Origin of the sequence: Halopenitus sp. H-Gu1, from assembly GCF_041821145.1 — an archaeon.
Classification (GTDB): Archaea; Halobacteriota; Halobacteria; order Halobacteriales; family Haloferacaceae; genus Halopenitus.
Genome location: NZ_JBGUBC010000005.1, coordinates 123,379 through 146,367 on the forward strand (window position 1 = coordinate 123,379; position 22,989 = coordinate 146,367).

Annotated in this window: 28 protein-coding genes; 17 read left to right on the plus strand and 11 right to left on the minus strand. The window is 63.6% G+C overall.

What is annotated here, in order from left to right; all coding sequences use genetic code 11:
• Positions 1-81 precede the first annotated feature (81 nt).
• Both sepF and azf read left to right on the plus strand, forming a co-directional pair.
• Positions 82-435, plus strand: coding sequence for a cell division protein SepF (gene sepF, locus ACERIT_RS05690; RefSeq protein WP_373673869.1), 354 nt, complete (start codon positions 82-84; stop codon positions 433-435).
• Positions 436-495: 60 nt separating this feature from the next.
• Complete coding sequence (gene azf, locus ACERIT_RS05695; RefSeq protein WP_373673870.1) at positions 496-1,290, plus strand: NAD-dependent glucose-6-phosphate dehydrogenase Azf; 795 nt, start codon at positions 496-498, stop codon at positions 1,288-1,290.
• Positions 1,291-1,321: 31 nt separating this feature from the next.
• Here azf and ACERIT_RS05700 read toward each other — a convergent pair whose 3' ends face one another.
• The 4 genes from ACERIT_RS05700 to trxA form a co-directional block, all read right to left on the minus strand.
• Positions 1,322-2,095 carry a DUF5806 family protein gene (locus tag ACERIT_RS05700; protein WP_373673871.1) on the minus strand — a complete coding sequence of 258 codons (774 nt, stop codon included), beginning with the start codon at positions 2,093-2,095 and terminating at the stop codon, positions 1,322-1,324.
• Between the two features lie 55 nt (positions 2,096-2,150).
• Positions 2,151-3,206: a sulfite exporter TauE/SafE family protein gene (locus ACERIT_RS05705; protein ID WP_373673930.1), complete on the minus strand. Its 1,056-nt coding sequence runs from the start codon at positions 3,204-3,206 to the stop codon at positions 2,151-2,153.
• Position 3,207: 1 nt separating this feature from the next.
• Positions 3,208-3,375: a hypothetical protein gene (locus tag ACERIT_RS05710; RefSeq protein ID WP_373673872.1), complete on the minus strand. Its 168-nt coding sequence runs from the start codon at positions 3,373-3,375 to the stop codon at positions 3,208-3,210.
• Positions 3,376-3,855: 480 nt separating this feature from the next.
• Positions 3,856-4,215, minus strand: a complete 360-nt coding sequence (gene trxA, locus ACERIT_RS05715) for a thioredoxin (RefSeq protein WP_373673873.1) — start codon at positions 4,213-4,215, stop codon at positions 3,856-3,858.
• A 281-nt stretch (positions 4,216-4,496) separates the two neighbouring features.
• Here trxA and ACERIT_RS05720 point away from each other — a divergent pair, with 281 nt between their 5' ends.
• The 5 genes from ACERIT_RS05720 (at position 4,497) to ACERIT_RS05740 (ending at position 7,941) form a co-directional block, all read left to right on the plus strand.
• Positions 4,497-4,898: a helix-turn-helix domain-containing protein gene (locus ACERIT_RS05720; protein ID WP_373673874.1), complete on the plus strand. Its 402-nt coding sequence runs from the start codon at positions 4,497-4,499 to the stop codon at positions 4,896-4,898.
• 90 nt (positions 4,899-4,988) lie between these two features.
• Positions 4,989-6,281, plus strand: coding sequence for a M20 family metallopeptidase (locus ACERIT_RS05725; RefSeq protein WP_373673875.1), 1,293 nt, complete (start codon positions 4,989-4,991; stop codon positions 6,279-6,281).
• An 88-nt stretch (positions 6,282-6,369) separates the two neighbouring features.
• The gene (locus ACERIT_RS05730) at positions 6,370-6,519 is read left to right on the plus strand and encodes a hypothetical protein (RefSeq protein WP_373673876.1); all 150 of its coding nucleotides are present in this window, start codon (positions 6,370-6,372) and stop codon (positions 6,517-6,519) included.
• Positions 6,516-7,631 carry an aminotransferase class V-fold PLP-dependent enzyme gene (locus ACERIT_RS05735; protein ID WP_373673877.1) on the plus strand — a complete coding sequence of 372 codons (1,116 nt, stop codon included), beginning with the start codon at positions 6,516-6,518 and terminating at the stop codon, positions 7,629-7,631. Before ACERIT_RS05730 ends, ACERIT_RS05735 begins: the two co-directional genes overlap by 4 nt.
• A gap of 4 nt (positions 7,632-7,635) precedes the next feature.
• Entirely contained in the window at positions 7,636-7,941 is a 306-nt protein-coding gene (locus tag ACERIT_RS05740; protein ID WP_373673878.1) for a hypothetical protein, read from the plus strand.
• Between the two features lie 54 nt (positions 7,942-7,995).
• Here the strand turns inward: ACERIT_RS05740 and ACERIT_RS05745 are convergent, their stop codons facing one another.
• Genes ACERIT_RS05745 through ACERIT_RS05755 form a run of 3 tightly spaced genes read right to left on the minus strand, consistent with a single transcriptional unit; the run spans position 7,996 to position 9,677 of the window.
• Positions 7,996-8,793 carry a ZIP family metal transporter gene (locus ACERIT_RS05745; protein ID WP_373673879.1) on the minus strand — a complete coding sequence of 266 codons (798 nt, stop codon included), beginning with the start codon at positions 8,791-8,793 and terminating at the stop codon, positions 7,996-7,998.
• A gap of 57 nt (positions 8,794-8,850) precedes the next feature.
• The gene (locus ACERIT_RS05750) at positions 8,851-9,432 is read right to left on the minus strand and encodes a DsrE/DsrF/DrsH-like family protein (RefSeq protein ID WP_373673881.1); all 582 of its coding nucleotides are present in this window, start codon (positions 9,430-9,432) and stop codon (positions 8,851-8,853) included.
• Positions 9,429-9,677, minus strand: coding sequence for a sulfurtransferase TusA family protein (locus ACERIT_RS05755; protein ID WP_373673882.1), 249 nt, complete (start codon positions 9,675-9,677; stop codon positions 9,429-9,431). Before ACERIT_RS05755 ends, ACERIT_RS05750 begins: the two co-directional genes overlap by 4 nt.
• Before the next feature lie 507 nt (positions 9,678-10,184).
• Between ACERIT_RS05755 and ACERIT_RS05760 the strand changes: the two genes are divergently transcribed.
• From ACERIT_RS05760 to ACERIT_RS05775, 4 genes are read left to right on the plus strand one after another with little or no spacing between them, the layout of a single operon-like run.
• The gene (locus tag ACERIT_RS05760; protein WP_373673883.1) at positions 10,185-11,384 is read left to right on the plus strand and encodes an MBL fold metallo-hydrolase; all 1,200 of its coding nucleotides are present in this window, start codon (positions 10,185-10,187) and stop codon (positions 11,382-11,384) included.
• Positions 11,385-11,393: 9 nt separating this feature from the next.
• Positions 11,394-11,885, plus strand: coding sequence for a YeeE/YedE family protein (locus ACERIT_RS05765; protein ID WP_373673884.1), 492 nt, complete (start codon positions 11,394-11,396; stop codon positions 11,883-11,885).
• Positions 11,885-12,361 (plus strand): YeeE/YedE family protein, encoded by a 477-nt coding sequence (locus ACERIT_RS05770; protein WP_373673885.1) that lies wholly within the window; start codon positions 11,885-11,887, stop codon positions 12,359-12,361. Before ACERIT_RS05765 ends, ACERIT_RS05770 begins: the two co-directional genes overlap by 1 nt.
• Positions 12,362-12,388: 27 nt before the next feature.
• Entirely contained in the window at positions 12,389-13,564 is a 1,176-nt protein-coding gene (locus tag ACERIT_RS05775; protein ID WP_373673886.1) for an anion permease, read from the plus strand.
• Between the two features lie 46 nt (positions 13,565-13,610).
• On the opposite strand, the gene ACERIT_RS05780 is transcribed toward ACERIT_RS05775, so the two are convergent.
• Positions 13,611-13,901 carry a hypothetical protein gene (locus ACERIT_RS05780; protein WP_373673887.1) on the minus strand — a complete coding sequence of 97 codons (291 nt, stop codon included), beginning with the start codon at positions 13,899-13,901 and terminating at the stop codon, positions 13,611-13,613.
• 140 nt (positions 13,902-14,041) lie between these two features.
• Here ACERIT_RS05780 and ACERIT_RS05785 point away from each other — a divergent pair, with 140 nt between their 5' ends.
• From ACERIT_RS05785 to ACERIT_RS05800, 4 genes are all read left to right on the plus strand, one after another.
• Positions 14,042-14,599, plus strand: coding sequence for a class I SAM-dependent methyltransferase (locus ACERIT_RS05785; protein WP_373673888.1), 558 nt, complete (start codon positions 14,042-14,044; stop codon positions 14,597-14,599).
• A 246-nt stretch (positions 14,600-14,845) separates the two neighbouring features.
• Positions 14,846-15,892: a thiamine pyrophosphate-dependent dehydrogenase E1 component subunit alpha gene (locus tag ACERIT_RS05790; RefSeq protein ID WP_373673889.1), complete on the plus strand. Its 1,047-nt coding sequence runs from the start codon at positions 14,846-14,848 to the stop codon at positions 15,890-15,892.
• Positions 15,889-16,896, plus strand: coding sequence for an alpha-ketoacid dehydrogenase subunit beta (locus ACERIT_RS05795; protein WP_373673890.1), 1,008 nt, complete (start codon positions 15,889-15,891; stop codon positions 16,894-16,896). Before ACERIT_RS05790 ends, ACERIT_RS05795 begins: the two co-directional genes overlap by 4 nt.
• Positions 16,897-17,982: an NAD(+)/NADH kinase gene (locus ACERIT_RS05800; protein ID WP_373673891.1), complete on the plus strand. Its 1,086-nt coding sequence runs from the start codon at positions 16,897-16,899 to the stop codon at positions 17,980-17,982.
• 63 nt (positions 17,983-18,045) lie between these two features.
• Here ACERIT_RS05800 and ACERIT_RS05805 read toward each other — a convergent pair whose 3' ends face one another.
• Positions 18,046-19,956, minus strand: coding sequence for a 2-oxo acid dehydrogenase subunit E2 (locus ACERIT_RS05805; protein WP_373673892.1), 1,911 nt, complete (start codon positions 19,954-19,956; stop codon positions 18,046-18,048).
• A 414-nt stretch (positions 19,957-20,370) separates the two neighbouring features.
• On the opposite strand from ACERIT_RS05805, the gene ACERIT_RS05810 reads away from it, so the two are divergent.
• Positions 20,371-21,192 carry a sulfite exporter TauE/SafE family protein gene (locus ACERIT_RS05810; protein ID WP_373673893.1) on the plus strand — a complete coding sequence of 274 codons (822 nt, stop codon included), beginning with the start codon at positions 20,371-20,373 and terminating at the stop codon, positions 21,190-21,192.
• 28 nt (positions 21,193-21,220) lie between these two features.
• Here the strand turns inward: ACERIT_RS05810 and ACERIT_RS05815 are convergent, their stop codons facing one another.
• A complete protein-coding gene (locus ACERIT_RS05815; RefSeq protein ID WP_373673894.1) occupies positions 21,221-21,913 on the minus strand; it encodes an SCO family protein in 693 nt (230 codons plus the stop codon).
• 86 nt (positions 21,914-21,999) lie between these two features.
• A complete protein-coding gene (locus ACERIT_RS05820; RefSeq protein ID WP_373673895.1) occupies positions 22,000-22,341 on the minus strand; it encodes a hypothetical protein in 342 nt (113 codons plus the stop codon).
• A 142-nt stretch (positions 22,342-22,483) separates the two neighbouring features.
• Here ACERIT_RS05820 and ACERIT_RS05825 point away from each other — a divergent pair, with 142 nt between their 5' ends.
• On the plus strand, positions 22,484-22,987 hold the full coding sequence (locus ACERIT_RS05825) for a winged helix-turn-helix transcriptional regulator (protein WP_373673896.1): 504 nt from the start codon (positions 22,484-22,486) through the stop codon (positions 22,985-22,987).
• Positions 22,988-22,989: the final 2 nt, after the last annotated feature.

Below are 22,989 nucleotides of genomic sequence, written 5' to 3' on the forward strand. Positions count from 1 at the left end.
CCGTCCGCCTGAATCGTCTCCGGCGGAACGCGGAGGGCGTCTGACGTAAGAACTAATGCGGTCTCGGCGGCATTAGATGGTATGGGAATCATGAGTAAGATCCTCGGTGGCGGGGGCAACCGATCGGTCGACGACTACGTCGAACTTGATCTCGACGATTTCGGCGACGCCCACAGTGAGGCCGGGGTACAAGTCCACATCGCCGAGATAAGCGACAAAGGTGACGTCATCCCGATCAAGGACGCCGTTTACGACGGCGATTTCGTTCTTGCCGATATCACTCGTCACTCTACCTCCGATCGCACCGTCGAACACATTATCGATGAACTCCGTCAGGTCGCGGACGAGGTCGATGGCGATATCGTCCAGAAGGGCGACGACCAACTCATTTTGACGCCAACCGGGATCTCGATCTCCAGACAGAAGCTGGAATAACCGTCGTCGACCGCGGCGGATCGCACGATATTTCCCGGTAACCCGCGGATGAGTTACTGAATGTCGAAGCCAGTCCTACTCACCGGAGCGGGGGGACGGGTCGGACAGGCCATCCTCCGGGGAATCGGCACCGAGTACGACTGGCGACTCCTCGATCGTGAACCCCTGGCTGCAGAGCGGGTTCCCGACGACGTCGCCGACAGTGACCGCTACGTGGCCGACGTCACGGATTTCGATTCCGTCAGAGAGGCGATGGACGGCGTCGGAGCGGTGATCCATCTCGCTGGCGACCCGCGGACGGACGCTCCCTGGGACAGCGTGCTCCGAAACAACATCGACGGTACGCGGACGGTCCTCGAAGCGGCCGTCGACGCCGGCGTCGATCGCGTCGCGTTCGCCTCCTCGAACCACGCCGTCGGCCACTACGAGACCGACGACCGCACGCCCGGGATGTATCGGAGCGACGACGACTACCGTCTCGACGGGACCGAGTTCCCCCGCCCCTCGAACCTCTATGGCGTCTCGAAGGCGACCGGCGAGGTGCTGGGACGATACTACCACGACGAGTTCGGGATCGCCGTCGTCTGCGTTCGGATCGGCAATCTGACCCAAGACCACCCCCCACGCGAGTACGAACGCGGGCAGGCGATGTGGCTCTCCCACCGCGACTGTGCCCACCTCTTTGACCGGTGTCTGCATGCCGAGTTCGACTTCGAGATCGTCTACGGCATCTCCGACAACGACCGCAAGTACTACTCCCTCGAGCGCGCCCGCGAGGTGCTCGGTTACGATCCGCAGGATAACTCCGCGGAGTACACCTTCCAGGGCGAACCACGAGACGGCGGGGACGGCTGAGGCGCCCCGGATCGACGATTCGTCGTCGGTCTCACTCCTCGCTTTCGGCGTCGTCGCCGACCTCGTGGACGTGTCCACATTCGGGACAGCGCGTCTCCTCCCCGCGGACCCGCTGGCTTGACTCGCGGACCTCGCGCATCACGCTGGATATCCGCTCTTCGGCCTCGAGTTCGTCCTCGACGGCGAGATCGACCCCCTCGACTTCGAGAAGGAACTTCGCGATCTCCGTCACCTCGTACATCATCTCATCGACGTCCTCGGCGGTGAAGAAGCCGGACATCGCGCCGTACAGGAACGTCGCTCCCGCCTTCGTCACCTTCGTCTCGAAGGAATGACGCGCCTGGTTGACCGCCTGGGGCGTGTAGGTATCGGTCATGAACGGCACGAGTTCGGGGAGGTTCTCGCCGATCTTCGTCATCTCGACGCCCGTCTCGGTCCGAAAGTCCGCACAGAGTCTGGCGATCGCCCACTCGCGGGCAGTGATGTAGGTTCGATCGCGTAGAAATTCGTTGACCCGCTCGTACTGGGCGCCGTCCATCTTCTTGAACCGTTCGTACTTGCGCACATCCAGCGGGACGTCGGCCGATTCGGCTTCCTCGCTGGCCGTCTCCTCGTCGATCGTCTTCTCGCCAGTCGTCTTCCCCTCGGCTGCCTCCGTGTCCGTTATCTCTCCGGCAGTCGCTTCTCCGGCAGTCATCTCCCCGTCGGTCCCCGTCTCCGGATCAGGCGAGCCCTCTGAGTCGCCCGTCCCCTCGCGATCGACCGACTCCGACGTCCCGGACGCCGCACCCTGGTCCTCGCTCATACGTTCGTTAATCCGACCGGCGGGCAAAAGCGTTCCCCGTCCTCGGTCCGACTCCTCACTCCGGAATCGTCGTTCGTGGGGAGCCGGTTCGAAGCGACCGAAGCGTCGTCACGACGATCGCACCGGCGACGGCCACTGCGGCACCGAGCACCATCAGGAGGCCGGCCGTTTCCATGATCTCGATCCCCAGGTAGCTACCGATCTCGCCCACGGCGACTGCGAGCGCGCCGGCGAGCAACATTCCGCCGAAGTAGATCTTGATGCCCTCCGCATCGACGACGGCCGTCGCCGCGGACCCCAGTCGGGCTCCGAGCGCGCTGCCGAAAAGCAACGGGACGACGATCCCCAGATCGACGCCGCCACTTTGGCCGTAGAGGTAGCTCCCGATTCCGCCGGAGAAGACGATCTCGAAGAGGTCGGTTCCGACGGCGACGGGCACCGGGGCACCGATCGCGTAGATCATCGCGGGCATCCGGATGAACCCGCCGCCGACCCCGAGCAGCCCCGAGAGGAGCCCGGTCGAGAACGCGACGGCGGTGATCACCCACACCGAGACGGTGACGTCCCCGCGCAGAGTGACCATCGGCGGGATCCGGACGGTCTGCTGGATGCGCTTTGCGATCTCCGGAGGCTCGTGGCCCATGAGGGAACCGTCCTCCGTCTCCTCGCTCGATCCGTGGCCGACACTTCCGGAATCGTCGTCATCGTCGTCGGAAGAAAGGGCCTCCCGAGTGACCATCAGACCGATTCCGCCCAAAAGCAGGACGTAGGCGACGTTAATCACGCCCCCGGCAAGTCCGAGGGTCTCCAGGTAGAAGACCGTCATCCGACCGGTCTCGATCCCGATCGTCGTACCCACGATCATCAGTCCGCCCAATTTGTAGTCGACCTGACCGAGGTCGTGGTGTTTGAGGGTCGCGATCACCGCGGTCCCGAAGACGAAGGCCATTCCGCTTCCGACCGCCACGCTCGGCTTGTAGTCGAACATCAACAGTGCTGGCGTGACCAGGAACGACCCGCCCATGCCGAAGAATCCGAAGAGGATCCCCACGACGAGTCCGAATCCGACGAAAAGCGCCGCCATCTCGAGTGTCGTTCCGAGGATCATCATCTCACTTGCTACCAATCTCGTCACCTCCCACGAGCGCTTCCATTATAGCGGGGCCGAAGAGCCGTTCGAGCCCAGCGTAGCCGACGTACAGAACGATCGCTTCGAGGAGGATCGTCGCGATCAGCTTGGCTGCCTGCGGATCCCAGGTCGGCACCGAAAGTCCAGCCATTACTCCACATCCCCCGATTGACGAACGGTCGTTCGTAGTTCGTACATTTTTGCTCACTTCCACGTATCTGCCTAAGGAATATAACGGTTGTGGGTTGACAGTACAATACTATATCTCCGTAACTCCTCTCCAACCACCTATAACTGACCCATAAGTTTTCATGGCGGAACCAGTCCGTCGTCCATCATGATCGCTCCGTCAATACTCCCTCGTCGTAGCCGTGATCTCCCGTCCCACTCCGCGCCCCTTCAGGCGCCATTCAGTTGCTGCTCGGGTCTCACTCGTCGTATGAACCAGTCCGTCACTACTCGGTCGTCACTCACGAATCAGTCTATCTCCGCTCGGACGTCTCCGTTGCTTCCGTCGAGATCGATCTTCCGACGGAGCTGCACGGATCGGTGATTCCTCTCCCGGAGAATCGTCTCGTGTGCAAAAATGGCGTCGTTATTTTCGTTCGCTCCCGCCCGATTTACGGGTGGTTTACGCGGTATATTCGCCGATCAGCGATCGGAGTCGATCTTCCGGCTGGGCGCCGACGATCTCCTCAACCTGCTCGCCGTCCGCAAACAGCACGAGCGTCGGAACGCCACGGACGCCGTAGGCGCTTGCTAGGCTCTGGTTGGCATCAACGTCGACCTTTGCGACCGTCGCATTGGTATCGGCCGCTAGCGTTTCGACGATCGGTTCGAGCATCTGACACGGACCACACCAGTCGGCATAGAAGTCCGCGAGCACCACGCCACCCTCCTCGACGAGTTCATCGAGGGCGTCCTCGCTGCCGATGTGGACGGGTTCATCGCGGGATACTCCATTCGAATCGGATCCTGATCTCGTTGCCATCGTCGTCGGGTAGGCGGCCAGCGAAGTTAAGAGTTTTGGGTAATATGGACAATATAGGTGATCACGATCGCCGTTTTCCCACTCCCGATCAGCCACGCCACTCGTCCGTCGTACTCTCGGGAGATCGCTCAACAATCATGGTATCTTACCCGTCTACTGTGGTCATCACTGGACGTTCGATCGAGTACGTTCGGCCGATATCCGAGCGGATGGATTTGTTGCAGCCTTGTGCGATCTCTACACAAGCCTTTTAACCCCTCACGACGTACAAATCAATAGATATGCCAGATTCGATGTCGGAACAGCTCCAGCGGGACATGGAATGTGAGGGGCTCTTAGAGTGTTTTCATGGCCTCAAACAGCTCGACCAGGAGTGCTTTCGTGCGCTCGTCGACGCCGAGGAGCCCCTGACCGTCGACGAGGTTGCCGAGACGGTCGATCGGGAGCGATCGACGGCCTACCGTGCGATCCAGCGCCTGCTGCAGACGGGGTTCATTCAAAAGGACCAGGTAAATTACGACCAGGGCGGATACTATCACGTCTACTCGCCGACGGACCCCTCGAAGATCGCCGACGATCTCCAGCGGATGCTCAACGACTGGTACGCCAAGATGGGCCAACTCATCCAGGAGTTCGAAACGAAATACGAGGATATCGAGACTGCAGCACCCGTCGAAAGCTGATCGGCGATCGATCGCTTCGTCCCGTCTCGAACGTCTCCTCGTAGTCTCCGATTCAACGTCCCCGCTCCGACCGTCATCCCTTACCGATCAATGACTACAGATCCACACGCGGACGCCGCGACGCACCGTTCCAAACTGGTTGATCTCGCGTGTGAACTCCTTGCGGTCGATACTTCGAACCCGCCCGGTGCGACGCGTGCGATCGTCGAGGTGATCGAAGAACATCTCGCGGACGTCCCGGTCGAAACCGAACGTTTCGCGGTCGATCCAGCGAAGCCGAACCTCCTCGCCCGTCTTTCCGGTGCCGCCGACCGGACCTTCCTATTCGTCGGCCACCTCGATACGGTTCCTTTCGACGAGACGGAGTGGACACGCGATCCGCTCGGTGAGTACGTCGAGGCTTCTCCGGAGGGCCCGGAGGAGGATCGGATCTACGGACGCGGCGCGACCGACATGAAGGGGGCCATCGTGTCGATGCTGTTCGCGCTCCGTTCGTTCGCCCGCCCCGACCACGAACCGCCGGTCGATATTTCTTTCGCGTTCGTCAGTGACGAGGAGGTCGGCGGTGACGCGGGACTCCCCTCTCTTCTCGAACCCGATCGGATCGCCGACGGCTGGCTCGACGCCGACGCCTGTCTCATCGGCGAACCGACCGGCGATCGAACGCGCCACTCCGTGACCGTCGCCGACAGGGGAAGCATCTGGCTCACCCTCGATGCGACCGGCGACGCTGCCCACGGCTCGCGGCCCGTTCTCGGGGAGAACGCCATCGATCGGCTCTATGACGCCGTCACCGTCCTTCGAGAGCGGTTCGGCTCCCGCCAACTCGATGTCGACGCCACAATGGCTCCGATCCTCGAAGAGTCGGTGGCTTACTACGCGCCCACGATGGGCGCCGAAACCGCCCGCGATCTCTTTGAACGCCCCTCGATCAATCTCGGCACGATCGAGGGGGGCGATGCGATCAACACCGTTCCGGCCTCAGCGCGCGCGGAGATCGACGTTCGGCTCCTCGCCGGAGTTCACACGCCGACGATTCTCGAGGAGATCCGCGAGTGCGTCGGCGCCTGTGCGGGCGTCACGATCGCGGACGTCTCTTGGAGTATCGGTACCGCCGAGGCGATCGACGGACCGCTCCCCGAGGCCGTCGCATCAACCGCCGAGACGGTGACCGGCGAGCGCGTCTACCGACGGAGCGCGACTGGGGGAGGGGACGTGAAGACCCTCCGAAACGCCGGGATCTCCGCCGTCGATTTCGCGATCGGAACCGACACGGTACACGCCCCGGACGAGTTCATCCCCGTCGACGCTCTCGTCGAAAACGCGGAGATATACGCGCAGGTTCCCGCGGCATGGGCGGAGACGATCGAGGATTCGGCGTGAACGCCTTCCGTTTCGTTCGTCGTTTGGACGAATAGATATTGTGCAATACACACAAGATTAATACGCGGGGCGGGTGTAGCTTTGAACAATGGATGCAACGACGAAGTCGGTTGAGACGCCGGCCCTTTCCGAATCGCCGCTGATCGATTCGACGGGGGCGAACGACCGCCGATCGACCGACGGGATCGACCTTGCGATCCGGTCACGATCGCGGGTCTCGAACGTGGAGGGCCGATGACGCCGCTTGAACTCCGTGCCGACGTCCCCGCGCTTCACGAATCCGTCTATCTGAACTACGGGGCACACGGTCCAAGCCCGGAATACGTCGTGGAGGCGGCCGAATCGTTCCTTCACACCCACGAGTACGACGCGCCGACGCGAACCAATCCCTACGGTACGGCTGCCGAGGCGTTCGATCGGACCCGGGAGTCCGTCGCCGAGTACGTCGGAGCCGACCCCGCGGAGATCGCGCTCACCGAGAGCACGACCGCCGGGATCAACGCCATCGCGGGCGCGATCGACTGGCAGCCCGATGACGTCGTCGTTCGAACCGACCTCGAGCACCCCGCCGGAATTCTTCCTTGGCAGCGACTCGAACGGGAGGGTGTCGAGGTTCGCGTTGTCGCCACCGAGAACGGTCGAATCGATCTCGATGACTTCGCTGCGGCGGTCGCCGACGCTCGTCTCGTTTGTTTCTCCGCGATCACCTGGACACACGGGACTCGACTTCCGGTCGCCGATCTCGTCGCGATCGCTCAGGAGGCGGGCGCGTTCACGCTCGTCGATGCGGTTCAGGTACCCGGACAGGTCCCGATGGACGTCACGGAGTGGGGAGCCGACGCGGTCGCTGCGGCCGGCCACAAGTGGTTGCTCGGCCTCTGGGGCGGCGGATTCCTCTACGTCGATGACGACGTCGTCGAGACGCTTCATCCCCGCTCGCTCGGCTATCGAAGCGTGAAGACGCCGACCGCGGATCCCTACGAACTCGCCGCGGGTGCCCGTCGCTTCGAGGTCGGAACCGCGAACCCGGCCACACACGTCGCGCTTCGGGAGGCGATCGAGGTCAATACGGAGGTCGGTATCGATCGGATCGAGGACCGCGTTCTCCGGCTTGCGGGCCGGCTTGCTGACGGCATCCCCGCGGACCGACTGGTAAGTCCCGCAGACCCAGAGTCGGGACTCGTGACCATCGACGTCGACGACCCGGCCGCGACCGTCGAGCGACTCGCCGCCGAGGGGATCCGGGTGCGCGATCTCCCGTTCCCTGATGCGATCCGGGCATCCGTCCACGCGATCAACATCGAGAGCGACGTCGATCGACTACTCGACGCGCTGGAAGCGGAGTGGTGAATTGATGTCTTCGAGCGACGTCTCCGACGACGGTTCGGACGATGACACCGTTCGTGTCTGGCTCGTCGAACGAACCTACTCGGACGACGAGCAGAACATGGTCATCCTCGTCTATGCGACGATCGACGGGGATCGGTACTTCCGCAAGGAGCGCGCGCTGACGAGTTTCACCGACGTACGTGAGACGACTGCCGCGATAGTGGTCGATCCCGGGAACCTTGGCCGCGTCGAGGATCCCGCGCTTCGCGATCGTTATTCGGCCGAGGCGTCGCGAATGGCCGCCGACCACGACCCGGACGACGTCGTTTAACTCCGGACCGTTTCTTCCCGGTTCGAAACGTCACCTGATCGCGGGATCGCCGCCTCACACGAACGCCAGCGGCACCATCACCGCCACGCCAAGGACGATGCCGGCGAGGAGTTCACGTTTGCCACCGTGCGGGAGCGGCTCGCCGAGCGAAAGCGCTTCCGGGATGAACTCCGTGATGACGAGGTAGATCATCGCGCCGGCGGCGAAGCCAAACCCATAAGGGAGAAACTGACGGGCGATCCGCACGAACGCGAAGGCGATCACGGCGCCGATCGGCTGGGGGAGACTGGAGAAGACCGCCCACCAGACCATCCGCCACTTCGGTACCCCCATCGCCTTCAGCGGGATGGAGATCGCCGTTCCTTCGGGAATGTTGTGGATGGAGATCGCGATCGTCATGAACACGGCCAGGATCGGAACGGTGAACCCGGCGATCCCGATCCCGCCAACCAGCCCGAGATCGGCAAAGGAGACGCCGACGGCGATCCCTTCCGGGAAACTGTGAACGGTCAACACGCCGAGGATCAACACGAGCTTCTTGAAGTTGGCCTCCTCGTACTCACGCGGGTCGATCTCGGCGTCCCTCAACATCTTGTGAGCGCCCACGACGAGGACGACACCGGCGGCCATCCCGATCCCGATTTCGATGGGCGTTCCCTCCGCTAATCCCTCCTCGATCAGCCCGAATACCGACGCCGAGACCATGATCCCGGAGGCCAGCCCCCACAGAACCACGGTCCAACGGTTGCCGATCTCATCGAAGAAGAAAAACGGAAGCGCGCCGATTCCCGTCGCGAGCGCGGTGACGAAGCCCGCGATGAACACCAACACGAGATTCTCGAAAAGTGCCATCTATGCGATCGTTACCGAATCGGCGTTATAAGTCTCACCCCCGACGGTCGGGGGTCATCACACCAGCAGTTGGACGTCCGATTCCGCCATGTGCTGGAGTGCAGTCGCAGCCCCGACGCCGACGGTGACGTCGTCGTAGAAGTCGTCCTCCTCGTAGTCCATCAGATCGATCGTCATCTGACAGGCCTGGAGCTCGACGCCCTGTTCGAGGGAGACCTCGATGAGCTCTTCGACCGTCGCCGTCCCGTTCTCCTCGATCTTCTTTTTCATCATTCGGGTCGCCATCCGGTCCATTCCGGGCAGCGCGGCGAGCGCGTTCGGCATCGGCATGCTCGGGTTACCGACAGCAGACAGCTTCAGGTCCTTCGATTTCTCCTCGTGGAGGATGTCGAGTCCCCAGAACGTGTGAAACACCACGACGTCCCAGCCGAAGGCGGCTGCCGTGCTCGCGAGGATCAACGGCGGATAAGCCATATCGAACGTCCCCTTCGTCGCGATGATCGTCATCTTCTTCGTGTCGTCGTCGGACTCGCTTTCGAGGGTTGCGACCGTGTCCTCGAGCTCCTCGATCCGGGCCACGAGTTCGGCCTCGTTCATCGAGTCGGCATCCGACGACGACGCCGTGGTGTCCGTGCTCATTCTGCCGTCTTCTCCACGTAGTGTTTGTACACGTCGCCGTCCTCGACCTGTTCGAGGAGTTCGACGCCCGCCGTCCCGTCCGCCCACCCTTCGATGTCACTCAGGCTTCCGGCGTCGGTCGCAAGCACCTCAAGAACCTCGCCGACTGCGAGGTCGTCGATGGCGCCTTTCGTCTTGACGACCGGCATCGGGCACGATTCACCCTTTACGTCGAGCGTCTCCGTGATGTCGAATTCCGTGGTCATTGTTTAGACACTCCGTCGGTATATTGGAGCTACCACACAATATTGCTTGTGGTGATATAAAAATATCGATCCGTATAAGAACCACGCTTGATCGGTTCACGGTCGTCCGTCGATTCGGAGAGCCTCGTCCCCGTTTTCGTCCTGTTTGCGTTCCCATTCCCGTTTCCGTTCTGTTCCCGTTCAACTTCCGTCTACGTTCCCGTTTCCACTTCCGCTTCGTTTCTATCCCCGTTTTCGTTCCGTCTGCGTTCCTGTTCCCGTTTCGTTCCGTCTACGTTTCCCTTTCCGCCCGTTTTCGTTTCCGCCCTGTTTGGGCCGTCAGGTTCGCTTCGAGCCTCGATCGAACGGTCCTCCACGTCGAATACTCTTCGCGTCGGTTCTTCCGGACGTCGTCGCCAACGTGTTCGTCATCGCCGATCGAAGGATCCGCCGATCTCCTGTCTTGTGTATATGGCACATTACTATGCAAACTCTTATGTACATTCAGCCGGTATAAACGCACACGATATGGATCCAGATGATCTTGACTTCCCGACGCCCGACGCGGACGTCGAATCGATCGAACCGGACGAGTTGAAGGCGCGGATCGACGCCGGCGAGGACGTCACGCTGCTCGATACGCGGATGAGTTCGGATTACGAGGAATGGCGCATCGACGGCGAGAACGTCGAGTCGATCAACGTTCCGTACTTCCACTTCCTCGACGAGGAGATCGGCGATGACATCCTCGATCGTGTTCCCGACGACCGTGAGGTAACGGTGCTGTGTGCGAAAGGCGGTGCCAGTGAGTTCGTCGCTGGCGCGCTCGCCGACCGTCGCTACGACGTGAACCATCTCGAGGACGGGATGAACGGTTGGGCCCGGATCTACGAGGCCGTCGAGGTCACCGACTACGACGGCGCCGGCACCCTCATTCAGTACCAGCGACCCTCCTCGGGCTGTCTCGGGTACCTCGTCTACGACGGGGACGAGGCGGCTGTGATCGATCCCCTGCGCGCGTTCGCCGATCGATACCTTGAGGACGCGGAAGAACTCGGCGTCGAGTTGCGATACGCGTTTGACACGCACATCCACGCGGATCACATCTCGGGCGTGCGTGAACTCGACGACCGTGGCGTCGAGGGCGTGATTCCGGAAGCGGCAGTCGACCGCGGCGTCACCTATGCCGACGAGCTGACGACCGCCGCCGACGGCGACGAGTTCGCGGTCGGTGACGCCACGATCGAGGCCGTCTATACGCCCGGCCATACGACCGGCATGACCTCCTATCTGGTCGGTGGGGACTTCCTCGCCACCGGAGACGGACTGTTCATCGAGAGCGTCGCCCGTCCCGATCTGGAGGACGGCGACGACGGGGCCCCGGAGGCAGCACGAACCCTCTATGAATCCCTTCAGGAGCGGGTCCTGACGCTTCCCGACGAGACGCTCGTCGGCGGCGCCCACTTCAGCGATGCTGCCGTCCCCGCCGATGATGGGACCTATACCGCGCCGATCGGCGATCTCGAGGATCGGATGGAGGCTCTCTCGATGGACGAGGAGTCCTTCGTCGATCTGATCCTCTCGGACATGCCTCCGCGGCCGGCCAACTACGAGGAGATCATCGCGACCAACCTCGGACAGGAGACCGTCGACGACGAGAAGGCGTTCACCCTCGAACTCGGCCCGAACAACTGTGCGGCAAGCCAGGATTCCCTGGCTGTCGAGTAACGATATCGAATGAGTCTCGACCCACTCCTCGTTCAGACGGCCGCCGAGTTCTTCCCGAACGGGATCAGCCGCTATGCCATTGGCGGGCTGCTCGTCGGGCTCGGCACCGCGATCATCTATCTCGGAACCGGGATCAGTGCCGGCGCGAGCACGTTCCTCGAGTCCACGCTGTCGTACGTCTCCGCGCAGTCGCGTTTCGATCGATACGTCTCCTCGCGTGACTGGCGGCTCGTGTTCACGCTCGGGATCGTCCTCGGCGCCGGCGTCTACGCCGTCGTCTATCAAGGCGGCGCGTGGACGACCTCCGTCCAGCCGTGGCGGCTCCTGATCGGCGGGATCCTCGTCGGTATCGGTACGCGCGTTGGAAAGGGATGTACCTCCGGCCACGGCATCTGTGGTCTCGGATCGGCCTCCCGGACCTCGATCGTCGGCGTGATCACGTTTCTGATCGTCGCGATCGTCGTCGCACAACTGGTCGCGGCAATGGGGGTGGCTCCATAATGGCGGACGCACGATCCGGTGGCGAACGCCACCCCGCCTTCATGCCGCTGGTGCTCGTTGGCGGGTTGCTCTTCGGATTCGGGTTGGCCTACAGCCACATGGCCCGACCGGAAGTCGTTCTGAATTTCCTCCAGTTCGATGACTTCGGGCTGGTATTCGTGATGTTCGGCGGTGCCGCCGTTACGGGCGTCACGTTCCTACTTGCGCCGCGGCTGCTCGATCGGGCACCGCTCACCGGCGATCGGTTCGAGCGGCGTCTCAAGCCCTTCGACCGGAACGTCGTCCTCGGCGGCGCGATCTTCGGGGCCGGCTGGGGACTGTCGGGGATCTGTCCCGGCGCCGCCTACGCCAGCCTCGGCATCGGTAACGTGACGATCTTGTGGGCGATCGCCGGAATGTTCATCGGTGCGTACATACAGGGCCGCGTCCGGAGTCGCAAAACGACCACCAGTTCCGCTGCCACGAGCGCGGACTGATCCGTTCGGGTCCCATTCGTTTCTTCCATGGAGCCCTCCGTCATCCTGCTTTTCGTGGCTGCAGCCCTCGCGAGTCTGTTTATGGCGTGGGTGATCGGCGCTGGATCCAGCGGCGCGACGCCGTTCGCTCCCGCCGTCGGTGCCGACGCGATCTCGACCATGCGCGCCGCTTTCCTCGTCGGGATCCTCGGGTTTGCGGGCGCAGTCACGCAGGGAGCAAACGTCTCCGAGGCCGTCGGCCGCGGGCTCGTCGGCGGGATCACCCTCCCGGTCTCCGGCGTCATCGTCGTCCTCCTCGTCGGCGCCGGATTGATGGCGATCGGCATTCGGACCGGCTACCCGATCGCGACTGCGTTTACCATCACCGGATCCGTGATCGGGGTCGGTCTCGCGCTTGGCGGGACCCCCGTTCCGGAGAAATATCTACAGATCGGCGCCGTCTGGGTGTTGACCCCGCTGGCCGCCGGCGGGACGGCCTTCGCTATCGCGAGTCTCCTCCCGCGAGAGGACGTTCCTGAGCGATGGAGCGTGCCCCTCCTTGCGGGGCTCGTCGCGGCCGTCGTCGCAAACGTTTCCGTCGCATTTCTCGGTCCCGACGGGACATCGGGATCGATCGCCGGCTCCGTCACTCGAATCCTCGGAGTTCACGGGAGCGGGGTCTCGATCGTGGTCACGCTCGCCATCGCGGTCGCGGTCGCCGCGCTCGTCCGATCGGATCTCGACCGCGACGAGACGGCCGGACTCAGACGGGTCCTGCTCGCGTTGGGCTCCCTCGTGGCCTTTTCGGCGGGCGGCAGCCAGGTCGGTCTCGCCGTCGGACCGCTTTTACCCCTCCTCGATAGGGTCGAGATGGTTCCGTCGATAGCGGTCCTGATCGGCGGTGGATTCGGGATCCTCGTCGGTTCCTGGACCGGTGCTCCGCGGATGATCAAGTCGTTGGCGCGCGATTACTCCTCGCTTGGACCGCGGCGGTCGATCGCCGCCCTCGTCCCGTCGTTTCTGATCGCCCAGATTGCCGTCCTGCTCGGCGTCCCGATCTCGTTCAACGAGATCATCGTCAGCGCGATCATCGGCAGCGGGGCCGCCGTCGGCGGCCGCGCGGCGATCGATCCCCGGAAGATCGGAGTCACGATCGGCGCCTGGATCGCCTCACTCGGGATCGCTTTCGTGCTCGGCTACGCCATCGCGTGGGGTGCGCTTTAAGCGACCGTTGGCGGTCACGCTCCTCTCTCGCGGATATCGCGACGGGTCACCGCTCCTTTCGGGTGCGGACGTCGAGAACGTAGTGACGCGTCACCTCCTCGAGTGCGCCCGCGAACGACCCGCTTCGGGCGTCCCTGGACCCGTACACCTCACCCGCGACGCGGAGTCCGCACTCCGCCAGGACCGCTCTCACGTCCGGCGGGACCGATCCATCGCCCGCCAGATCGACGATCATGAGCCGGTCGTCGGAACTCGGCGCGAGGAACGCGTTCTCGACGACGTCACGTTCACGAAGGTCCGCGGCAATCCCACGCAACTCCTCGTCTCGGTCGACCATCTCGTTTGGATCGGTCGTCCCGCCGGGGGGAAATCACCGATCGCGAACGTGTTCGTTCGGCTCTCGTTTCGTTTTCACGCGAGATCACCTTAACTCGCCCTGACCCAATCGGTTTTACGGCGGAGGGACGAATTCCCCGTATGGGATTTCACACTTTCGACGCCGACCGCGCGGCGAAATTGGAGAAGTCGGCCGATCGATACCGATATCTCTCCCGTGAGGAACTGCTCGCAGCGATCGATCCCGACGCGGGCGACGTACTCGCCGATCTCGGAAGCGGGACGGGGTTTTTCACCGATGACGTCGCACCATTCGTCGACACGATCCACGCCGTCGACGTACAGTCCGAAATGCACGAGTTCTATCGACAAAAGGGAGTTCCGGATAACGTAGAACTTCTGACAAGTGACGTCGCCGGACTCCCCTTCGAGGCGGACGCCCTCTCGGGTGCTTTCTCGACGATGACCTACCACGAGTTCGCCGGTCCGGAGGCCATCGAGACGGTCGCCCGTGTCATCGAACCCGGCGGTCGGCTGGTGATCATCGACTGGGCCGCCGACGGCGACGGCGAGGCCGGCCCCCCGCTGGAGGAACGGTATTCCGCCACCGAGGCCGTGGACGCGCTCCGTGCGGACGACTTTGAGATCTCTCGGGTCGACGAGCGACCGGAAACCTTCCTTCTGATCGCGACTCAATAGGACCCGCGATTCGATCGTTCCGGCTCACGAGTGTCGTTCTCAGGATCCGGCATCGTCGTCTCAACCACCGTCTTCCCTGCCATCGCGGTCAGTGGAGCCATCGTTGCGATCGGGCCATCGCGCGGTCGCTATCAGCGCGATGACCGTTCGCCTCGTCGTCGCCCTCCGGATGACATTCGTCATTCATATCCGTATTGTTGTATCTTGCACAAACGCTAATATGACACGAACGACTATTATGTTTGTATGGTAACTATAGACATTGAATCCGAGGAGGGGCAACGTGAGGCGCTCCGCCGGATGATGCTGATCCGCGAGTTCGACGATACCGCAGGCGACCGATTCGCGGACGGGGATATCCCCGGTTTCGTCCACCTTTACATCGGCGAGGAAGCGGTCGGCGTCGGTGCCTGTTCCGCCCTGGAGCCGGACGACTACATCACGAGTACCCATCGCGGCCACGGTCACTGTATCGCGAAGGGGCTCGATCCGAAACACATGATGGCCGAGTTGTACGGCAAACGCGAGGGCTACTGCAACGGCAAGGGCGGATCGATGCACATCGCCGACGTTGACGCCGGGATGCTCGGCGCGAACGGGATCGTTGGGGCGGGCCCACCGCTTGCCACCGGCGCCGCGCTCTCGGTAGTTCAAAACGAAGAAGATCGGGTCGCACTGGCGTTCTTTGGTGACGGTGCCGTCGCACAAGGACAGGTCCACGAGTCGATCAACCTCGCCGCGACGTGGGACCTGCCGGCCGTCTTCCTCGTCGAGAACAACCAGTTCGGCGAGGGGACGCCCGTCGAGGAACAACACAACCTCGAGAACCTGAGCGAGACCGCGGAGGCTTACGACATCCCTGGATTCTCAGTCGACGGGATGGACATCACGGCGGTCTACGAGGCGGTCGAACGTGCCCGCGAACGAGCCGCCGCCGGCGAGGGGCCGACGTTTATCGAGGCGAACACCTACCGCTATCGCGGTCACTTCGAGGGCGACCATCAGCCGTATCGCGACGAGGAGGACGTCGACGAGTGGCGAAACAAATGCCCGATCGACACCTTCTCCAGCCGTCTCGTTGACGCCGGCGTGATGAGCGAATCGGACGTCGAGGAGCTGCGTGAGGAGGCGGCCGCGGAGATCGAGGCGGCAGTCGAGTTCGCCGAGAACGCCACCGATCCGGACCCAAGTGAGGCCTACGAGGACATGTTCGACGTTTCCGTTCCCGAGTTGCACATGCACGCCGACAGCGCCCGTGCCGACGGCGGCACCTCGGGAGGTGAGGACCGATGAGCGTCGATTCCGACGTCGGGAACGTCTCGAACACCGAGACGATGACCGTCCGCGAGGCGATCCGTGAGGCGATCCGCGAGGAGATGCAACGTGACGAGGACGTCTTCTTGATGGGTGAGGACGTCGGCGTCTTCGGCGGCGTCTTCGACGTCAGTGACGGCCTCTTAGAGGAGTTCGGTGAGGGCCGTATCCGTGATACGCCCATCAGCGAGGCCGGGTTCCTCGGCGCGGGGGTCGGCGCGGCCGCCGCCGGTTCGCGACCGATCGTCGAGATCATGTTCTCGGATTTCCTCGGCGTCTCGATGGAACAGACGATGAACCAGATGGCCAAGATGCGCTACATGTTCGGCGGGAAGACGGAGATGCCGATCACCGTCCGAACGACCGAAGGCGGCGGTATGAGCGCGGCCAGCCAGCACTCGGGAACGGTTCACACCTGGCTCGCTCACTTCCCCGGCCTGATCGCCGTCACACCGGGGACGCCGGCAGCCGCGAAGGGGCTTTTAAAAAGCGCCATCCGGTCCAACGACCCCGTGTTCTTCTTCGAGAACAAGATGATCTACGAGCAGTCCGGCGAGGTCCCGACCGATCCGGACTTCACGCTCCCCATCGGCGAGGCGAGCGTGGAACGTGAAGGCGAGGACGTGACCGTGATCGCGACCCAGCGACTCGTCGGCGAGTCGCTACAGGCGGCCGAGGAACTCGCAGGAGAGACGGACATCGAGGTGATCGACCTTCGGTCGCTGTACCCTCTCGATACGGACACGATCACCGACAGTCTCGCGAAGACCGGCCGCGTCGTGATCGCCGACGAGAGTCCGCTCTCGTACGGCGTCCACGCAGAGGTGATCTCGCGCCTCGTCGAACACGGCTTTTACACGCTGGATGCGCCGCCGGAGCGCGTGGGCGTCCCCGACACCCACATCCCGTTCAGCCAGCCGCTCGAGAACGAGGTACTGCCGGATGGCGACGACGTGATCGCGGCCGTCGAACGGTTGTCCTGAATGACGGAGGATGGCTCCGATTCCGGTCCGCTCCGGGCCTCATCGTCGGACGCACCGACGGTCGGACTGATCGTCAACCCGGCTGCCGGCCGTGACATCCGCCGTCTCACCGGCGGCGCGAGCGTCAGCGACAACTACGCCAAGCGTCAAACGGCCGAGTGCGTTCTTGCCGGGCTACAGCTTGCACCCGATCCGGTCGAGGCAGTCGTGATGCCCGATCGTGCCGACCTCGGCCAGCGGATCGTCGGCAACGTCGACGCGGACGGCGCGCTCGCGGAGGCCGGAATCGGCGTCTCCCTGCTGGAGATGGGGATCGAGGGTAGTGCGGCCGATACCCGAACTGCGGCCGCCCGGTTCCGGACGGATGCCGACGCGATCGTCGTGCTCGGCGGCGATGGCACCAACCGAGACGTCTCGACGGCGATCGGCGAGGTTCCGATGGTGAGCGTCTCGACCGGCACGAACAACGTCGTTCCGACGCCCGTCGATGGAACCGTCGCCGGCGCGGCGGCCGGCCTCGTTGCCTGCGGCGCAGCCGATCCGGATGCCGTGACGACGCGTCACGGAACCCTTCACGCGACCATTGCCGGCGGTGCGGGAGAGGGAACGGTCTCGGGGCTCGCGACGATGGGGCTGCTCGATCGGCCGTTCATCGGGACGCGTGCGATACTCGACGTCTCCGAGTTCATCGCCGGTGTCACCTCGCGGGCGTTTCCGACCGAGATCGGGCTCTCGGGGATCGCCGGTGCGATCGAGCCGTGCACTCCCGACGATCCGGGCGGCGTCGGCCTTCGATTTCGCGATGGCGCCTCGCCGCGAACCGTCCGTGCGATCACGGTCCCGGGCGTCGTCGAGACGGTGACGGTCGGGACCTGTCGGCGGATCGACGCCGGTGAACCATGGACGGTCACGGTCGATCGCGGAGTGATAACCGCCGACGGAGAGCGCGAGCGGGAGGTCTCCGATGCGGAGGTGACCTTCACGGTCGACGATGGTGGACCGCGGATCGTCGACGTCCAGGCGGCGTTTCGGGAGGCGACAGAATCGGGCGCGTTCCGCCTGGCGGACGTGGAATCGGTGCGGTGATCGCGACCGTCGAGGCACGTCGATGACGATCGGTATCCGGTGTCGACCGCTTGCGTTCTCCGATCAGTCCGCCCGCTTCCAGGAGACGTTCACCTCGATATCCTCGCCCAACAGTTCCGCGACGTGGCAGGTTCGCTCGCCACCGGTCACGATCCGAGAGAGCGCGTCGTCATCGACCTCCTCGACTCCCGAAAGGGACACCTCCAGATCGATCGACTCCACCGATCCCTCTTCCGGCGTGCTCGTTGCGGCCACCTCGACCTCCTCGATGGATATCTCGCGCATGTCCGCCTGCACGCCGATGCTCGCCGACAGACACGCCGAGAGCGCGCCGGTGAAGTAATCGACCGGCGTCGGATGGCGTCCCCCGCCGAACTCGGGCGTGACGTCGTAGGGCCACTCGTAGTCGCCGGCAGTGACAGTTCCGGACAGATCCGGATCGAGTCGTGCCGTCGCAGTCCGCTCCGGAAGCGTTCGGTCGCCACCCTCGTCCATCGCGGCGGCCTCCGGCGCGTCGCTTGGGGAGACACCGGACAGTAGTGGCCAGGGGTTTTCGAGGTGCTCGACGAGCGTGTCGAGGAACCGGGCGGCGTCGGCTCCGTCCACGATGCGGTGATCGAAGGAGAGATCGAGGGGGAGCACCTCACGGACGACGACCTCCCCGTCGCGGACGACGGGGCGTTCCGAGAGGGCGTTGACGCCGAGGATCGCCACCTGTGGCGGGTTGATAATCGGATCGAAGGACTCGACGCCGAGCAGTCCCAGATTCGAGATGGTAAACGTCCCCCCGGAGAGATCGTCCATGGTGAACGACCCCGACAGCGCGCGATCCGTCATCCGCCGACGCTCTTCGGCCAACTCGGTGATCGACCGTTCCTCGACGTTCTCGATGACGGGGGTGATGAGCCCGTCCTCGACGTCGACCGCGAGGGCGATGTTTCGGTCCTCGTACAGCCGATGGACCTCGTCCTCGAAGGTGGCATTGAACGCCGGATGGTCTTCGAGCGAGGCGGAGATCGCAGTCACCAACACGTCCGTGATCGAGACGTCGGTCCCATGGACGGCGGTGGCGGCCTTCGCCGCTTGCCGGAGCGATCCGGCCGCTGCGGTCCGATGTTCGGTGACGTGGACGGCGTTTCGGTAGCTCTCCCCGAGCCGGGAACTGATGGTTCGGCGCATCCCATCGAGCGGGCGCTCCTCGAGGACGGTCCGCCCGTCGGCTGCCTCGTCCGCGGGACCTTCGCCGGTTGCGTCCTCCTCCTCCGATTCGGCTGCGGCAGTTTCGACGTCCGACTCGGTGATCGCTCCGTTCGGACCCGAACCCGTCACCGTCGAGAGGTCGACACCGAGTTCCTCGGCGCGGTTGCGTGCCCGCGGGGAGACCCGCTTCGGTTCCTCGCCCGCACCGGAGGCCGTTGCCGTTTCCGTCGCTCCCGTCCCAACGTCGGCTGCCTCGGCTGCCCGTTCGACGTCGGCCTCCGTGACTGCGCCGTCGGGACCGCTCCCGGAGACGTCCGATAGATCGACGCCGAGTTCATCTGCCCGCTTGCGCGCACGCGGCGATACCCTGCCGCCTCCCGCCGATCCGGTCGTTCGTTCACCCTCCTCGCCCGAGTCGACCGCCGTGTCGGGTTCTTCGGAGTCGGCCGACGTCTCCTGCTCGGTCGTTTCCGTCGCCCCCACCGACCCCTCTTCGGACACGCCGGCCTCCGCGAGGAGACCGGCGATATCGGCGTCGGCCGCGGCGACGATCGCCATCGGGTCGCCCGGTGGTGCGGATTCGCCCTCGTCGAGGACGATTCGACGCAGGACTCCGTCCTCGCGGGCGTCGACCTCCGCGGTCGTCTTCTCGGATTCGATCTCGGCGATCGGATCCCCGGCTGACACTTCCTCACCCTCCTCGAGGAACCATTCGACGACCGTCCCTGCATCCATCTCGAGACCCAGTTTTGGAACCTTGACGACGTAACCCATACCGTATTTCTCGGGGTCGATCGTTATAATTGTGCTCGTGGATCGTTTGATGGTCCCGTCGCGAGTCGTTTGCGTGTCTCATCTGCTCTCCCGGGCACGGGTGCGGATCTCCGTGCCTGCGGTGTCGAAACTTCGCGACGACGACGAGAGGCATACCGTCCGATGTCGACGATGGTTGACCTCCTCGAGATCCTCACTGAATCGGACCGCGTCGTGACGACCGGGTGATCACGCCGGTCGATCTATAATCACGTGACGCGTTTGAGTAACGTACCCGAATTCGCTTATCCGGGTGTCCCGTATCGAAGATCTGTATGTCGATGACACGGAGATCGACCGGTCCATCGTTGATCGTCAATTCGACCTCGATTCACACACGCACGCGCCGGATACGGTTCGTTGGGACGGTCTGACATGGTCCCCGAGTCGATACTTGGAACTGACGTCCTGTTGTTCCTCGCGATCGGAGTGCTCGGCGGCGCTCACTGTATTGGAATGTGCGGGCCGCTCGTCACCATCTATGCGAGTCGAATGACCGACGCGCAACGAACGGACGGCGGCACGATTTCCGCGGACCGACACGACCCTCGTGGAAGCCACCTCTCGGTCCACGAGGTGCGCCAACACACGCTTTTCAATCTCGGACGGGCCGCGAGTTATACCCTTATCGGCGTCGGAATGGGGGCGTTAGGAAGCGTCGTGTTCATTGCGCTCGGGGAACTCACGGCCACGGCCAACGTGATTCGCGGTGTCGTCGGTATCGGGATCGGCGCACTCGTGATCGCGATCGGGGCGTACTACATCGCCGGACGGATCTCCTTCGGCGTCCGTCTTCCCGGTACCGAGCGCATCGTTCCAGCGTTGACGGCGTGGGTTGAGAGATTGGCGAGTGGCCCCGGAATCGTGGGCCTCGGTGCCGTCCATGGACTGTTACCCTGTCCGATCCTGTATCCGGCATATCTCTACGCGTTCGCCACCGGATCCCCGATCGCCGGTGGCGTGGCGCTTGGGTCGCTTGGCCTCGGGACGATCCCCGCAGTCTTCGCCTATGGAACCGTGATCCAACACGTGGGTGTTCGGCATCGACGCCGGCTCCATCAACTGCTTGGAGTCGTCTTCCTCCTGCTCGGATACGTCCTGCTTGCACACGGGTTGATGTCGATCGGCATCCACATCCCCCATCCGATGTTCCCCTTCTGGAACCCCCTCGAGATGCCCGGCGTCGGCGGTCACTGATCGGTTTCGACTCCGAGGCGACGCGAGATCACGCGTCGTCTCGGCTTTTCTCGACGACCGCTTCGACGTCTCCCGTCACGCGATCGAGATCGAGGGTCTCGCCCCGGTAGGCGCGCTCGACGATCCCTTCCGGGTTCACGAGCAGCGTGAGCACGCTGTGGGTGAAATCGTATCCAGGGACGCGAGGACTGTCGACGTCGCGCTCGAACCCGATTCCGAGTTGATCCTCGACGATCCGCTCTGCGGCCTCCGGCGACTGCGGCCGGAGATACCGCCAGTTGCCCGCCTCGAGATCCGCGCCGATCCGTGCGGCGTTCTCTCGGAGCATCTCGGCGTCGTCGCGATCGGGATCGAAGGTGATCGCCAGAAACAGGGTCTCGTTCGCGAGTCCCGATTCGTTGAGGATCGCTTGCGCGCTCGCCAGTCGGTTGAGAAGGATCCCGCATTCGGCCGGACAACTCGCGAAGAACGTCGTGAGGATCATCGTTTCATCCACGGACCCGGTATCGATTGCCGTTCCTGTGAGGGGATCCGGAAGCTGGAATGCCGGTAGCGGTTCCCCGTAGGCCGGGTACGCCAACTCGCCGCTTTCGGCTCGCTGGTCCTCCTGGGGATCGAGGACCACGTCGTCGGGGTGATCCTCGAACACTCCAGATAGACAGCCAGCCGTTGCCATTGTCGTCCCAGTCGCGATTCCTGATAGAACCGAACGCCGTCGCATATGCCGGTTTCGGGCCCTTGTGGCCATAACGGATCTGGTGCGTTCGACGAACGGATCCCATCATGCCGCGCGTTCCCGCTTCGTTCTCACCGCGAATTCGATTCCTCGAGGCTTCCGGGCGCATCGCTGTAAACGGCGTACAAAACGATCGCGGCGATCGACAGATCCAGCGTGTGGCTGATGAAGTGGTGAGCAGGCATCGGAACGATTCCGAACACGGTTCCTGCGCCCACGATCGACCGAGTCCAGAGTGCTCCCATCGCCACTGCGATCCATCGATACTGGGCGCGTCGGCGGCGTCGATAGGCGATCACGCTTACCAGAAAGAGCACGCCCGTTCCGATCGACGCGAGGACGATGACGACGAGGATCGGGAGCGCCCCCTCGATCCCCCACGTATCGGTCGGTGCCGTCGTCGCGAGAGTCACGTTCGCCTCTATGTCCGCCTCCCTAAGAAGACACCCGGTCGATCCTCGTCTTTTTGCGGCGGTGCTCGGGGCCGGTTGGATTCTCGCTCGATGGGAACGTTCGCCGAGGGTTTAACTCTGGGACGGAAACGATCGATACTCGATGTCGGAGACTAGAACACGGATCCGCCAGCACGTACGGGAGACGCCCGGTGTCCACTTTCGGCGGGTCGGTCGGGATCTCGATCTCGCAACCGGGCAGGTCCAATATCACCTTCGTCGACTCGTTCGCGACGATGAACTCGTTGCAGAGCCCGTCGGCGGGAAGACGCACTATTTCGTTCCGTCCTTCGATCCGTGGGAACGCCACGCGATCGCGTTCCTTCGTCGGGAGACGCCACGCGGGATCATCGTTCGGCTCTCCGCACACGGTCCCATGCGACCCGCTACCCTCGCAACGGATCTCGATCTCGCGGACAGCACGATCTCCTGGCACCTGTCGGCCCTTTCGGACCACGATGTCGTCCGAAAATCGGAGTCGACCCCGATGACGGTCTCGCTTTCACATCCCGATCGGACCGAGGAGCTGTTGGGAGAGGTCTCGCCGTCCCTTCCGGATCGCATCGTCGACCGCTTCATCCGGACGGTCGACGATCTGCTACAGTGAGT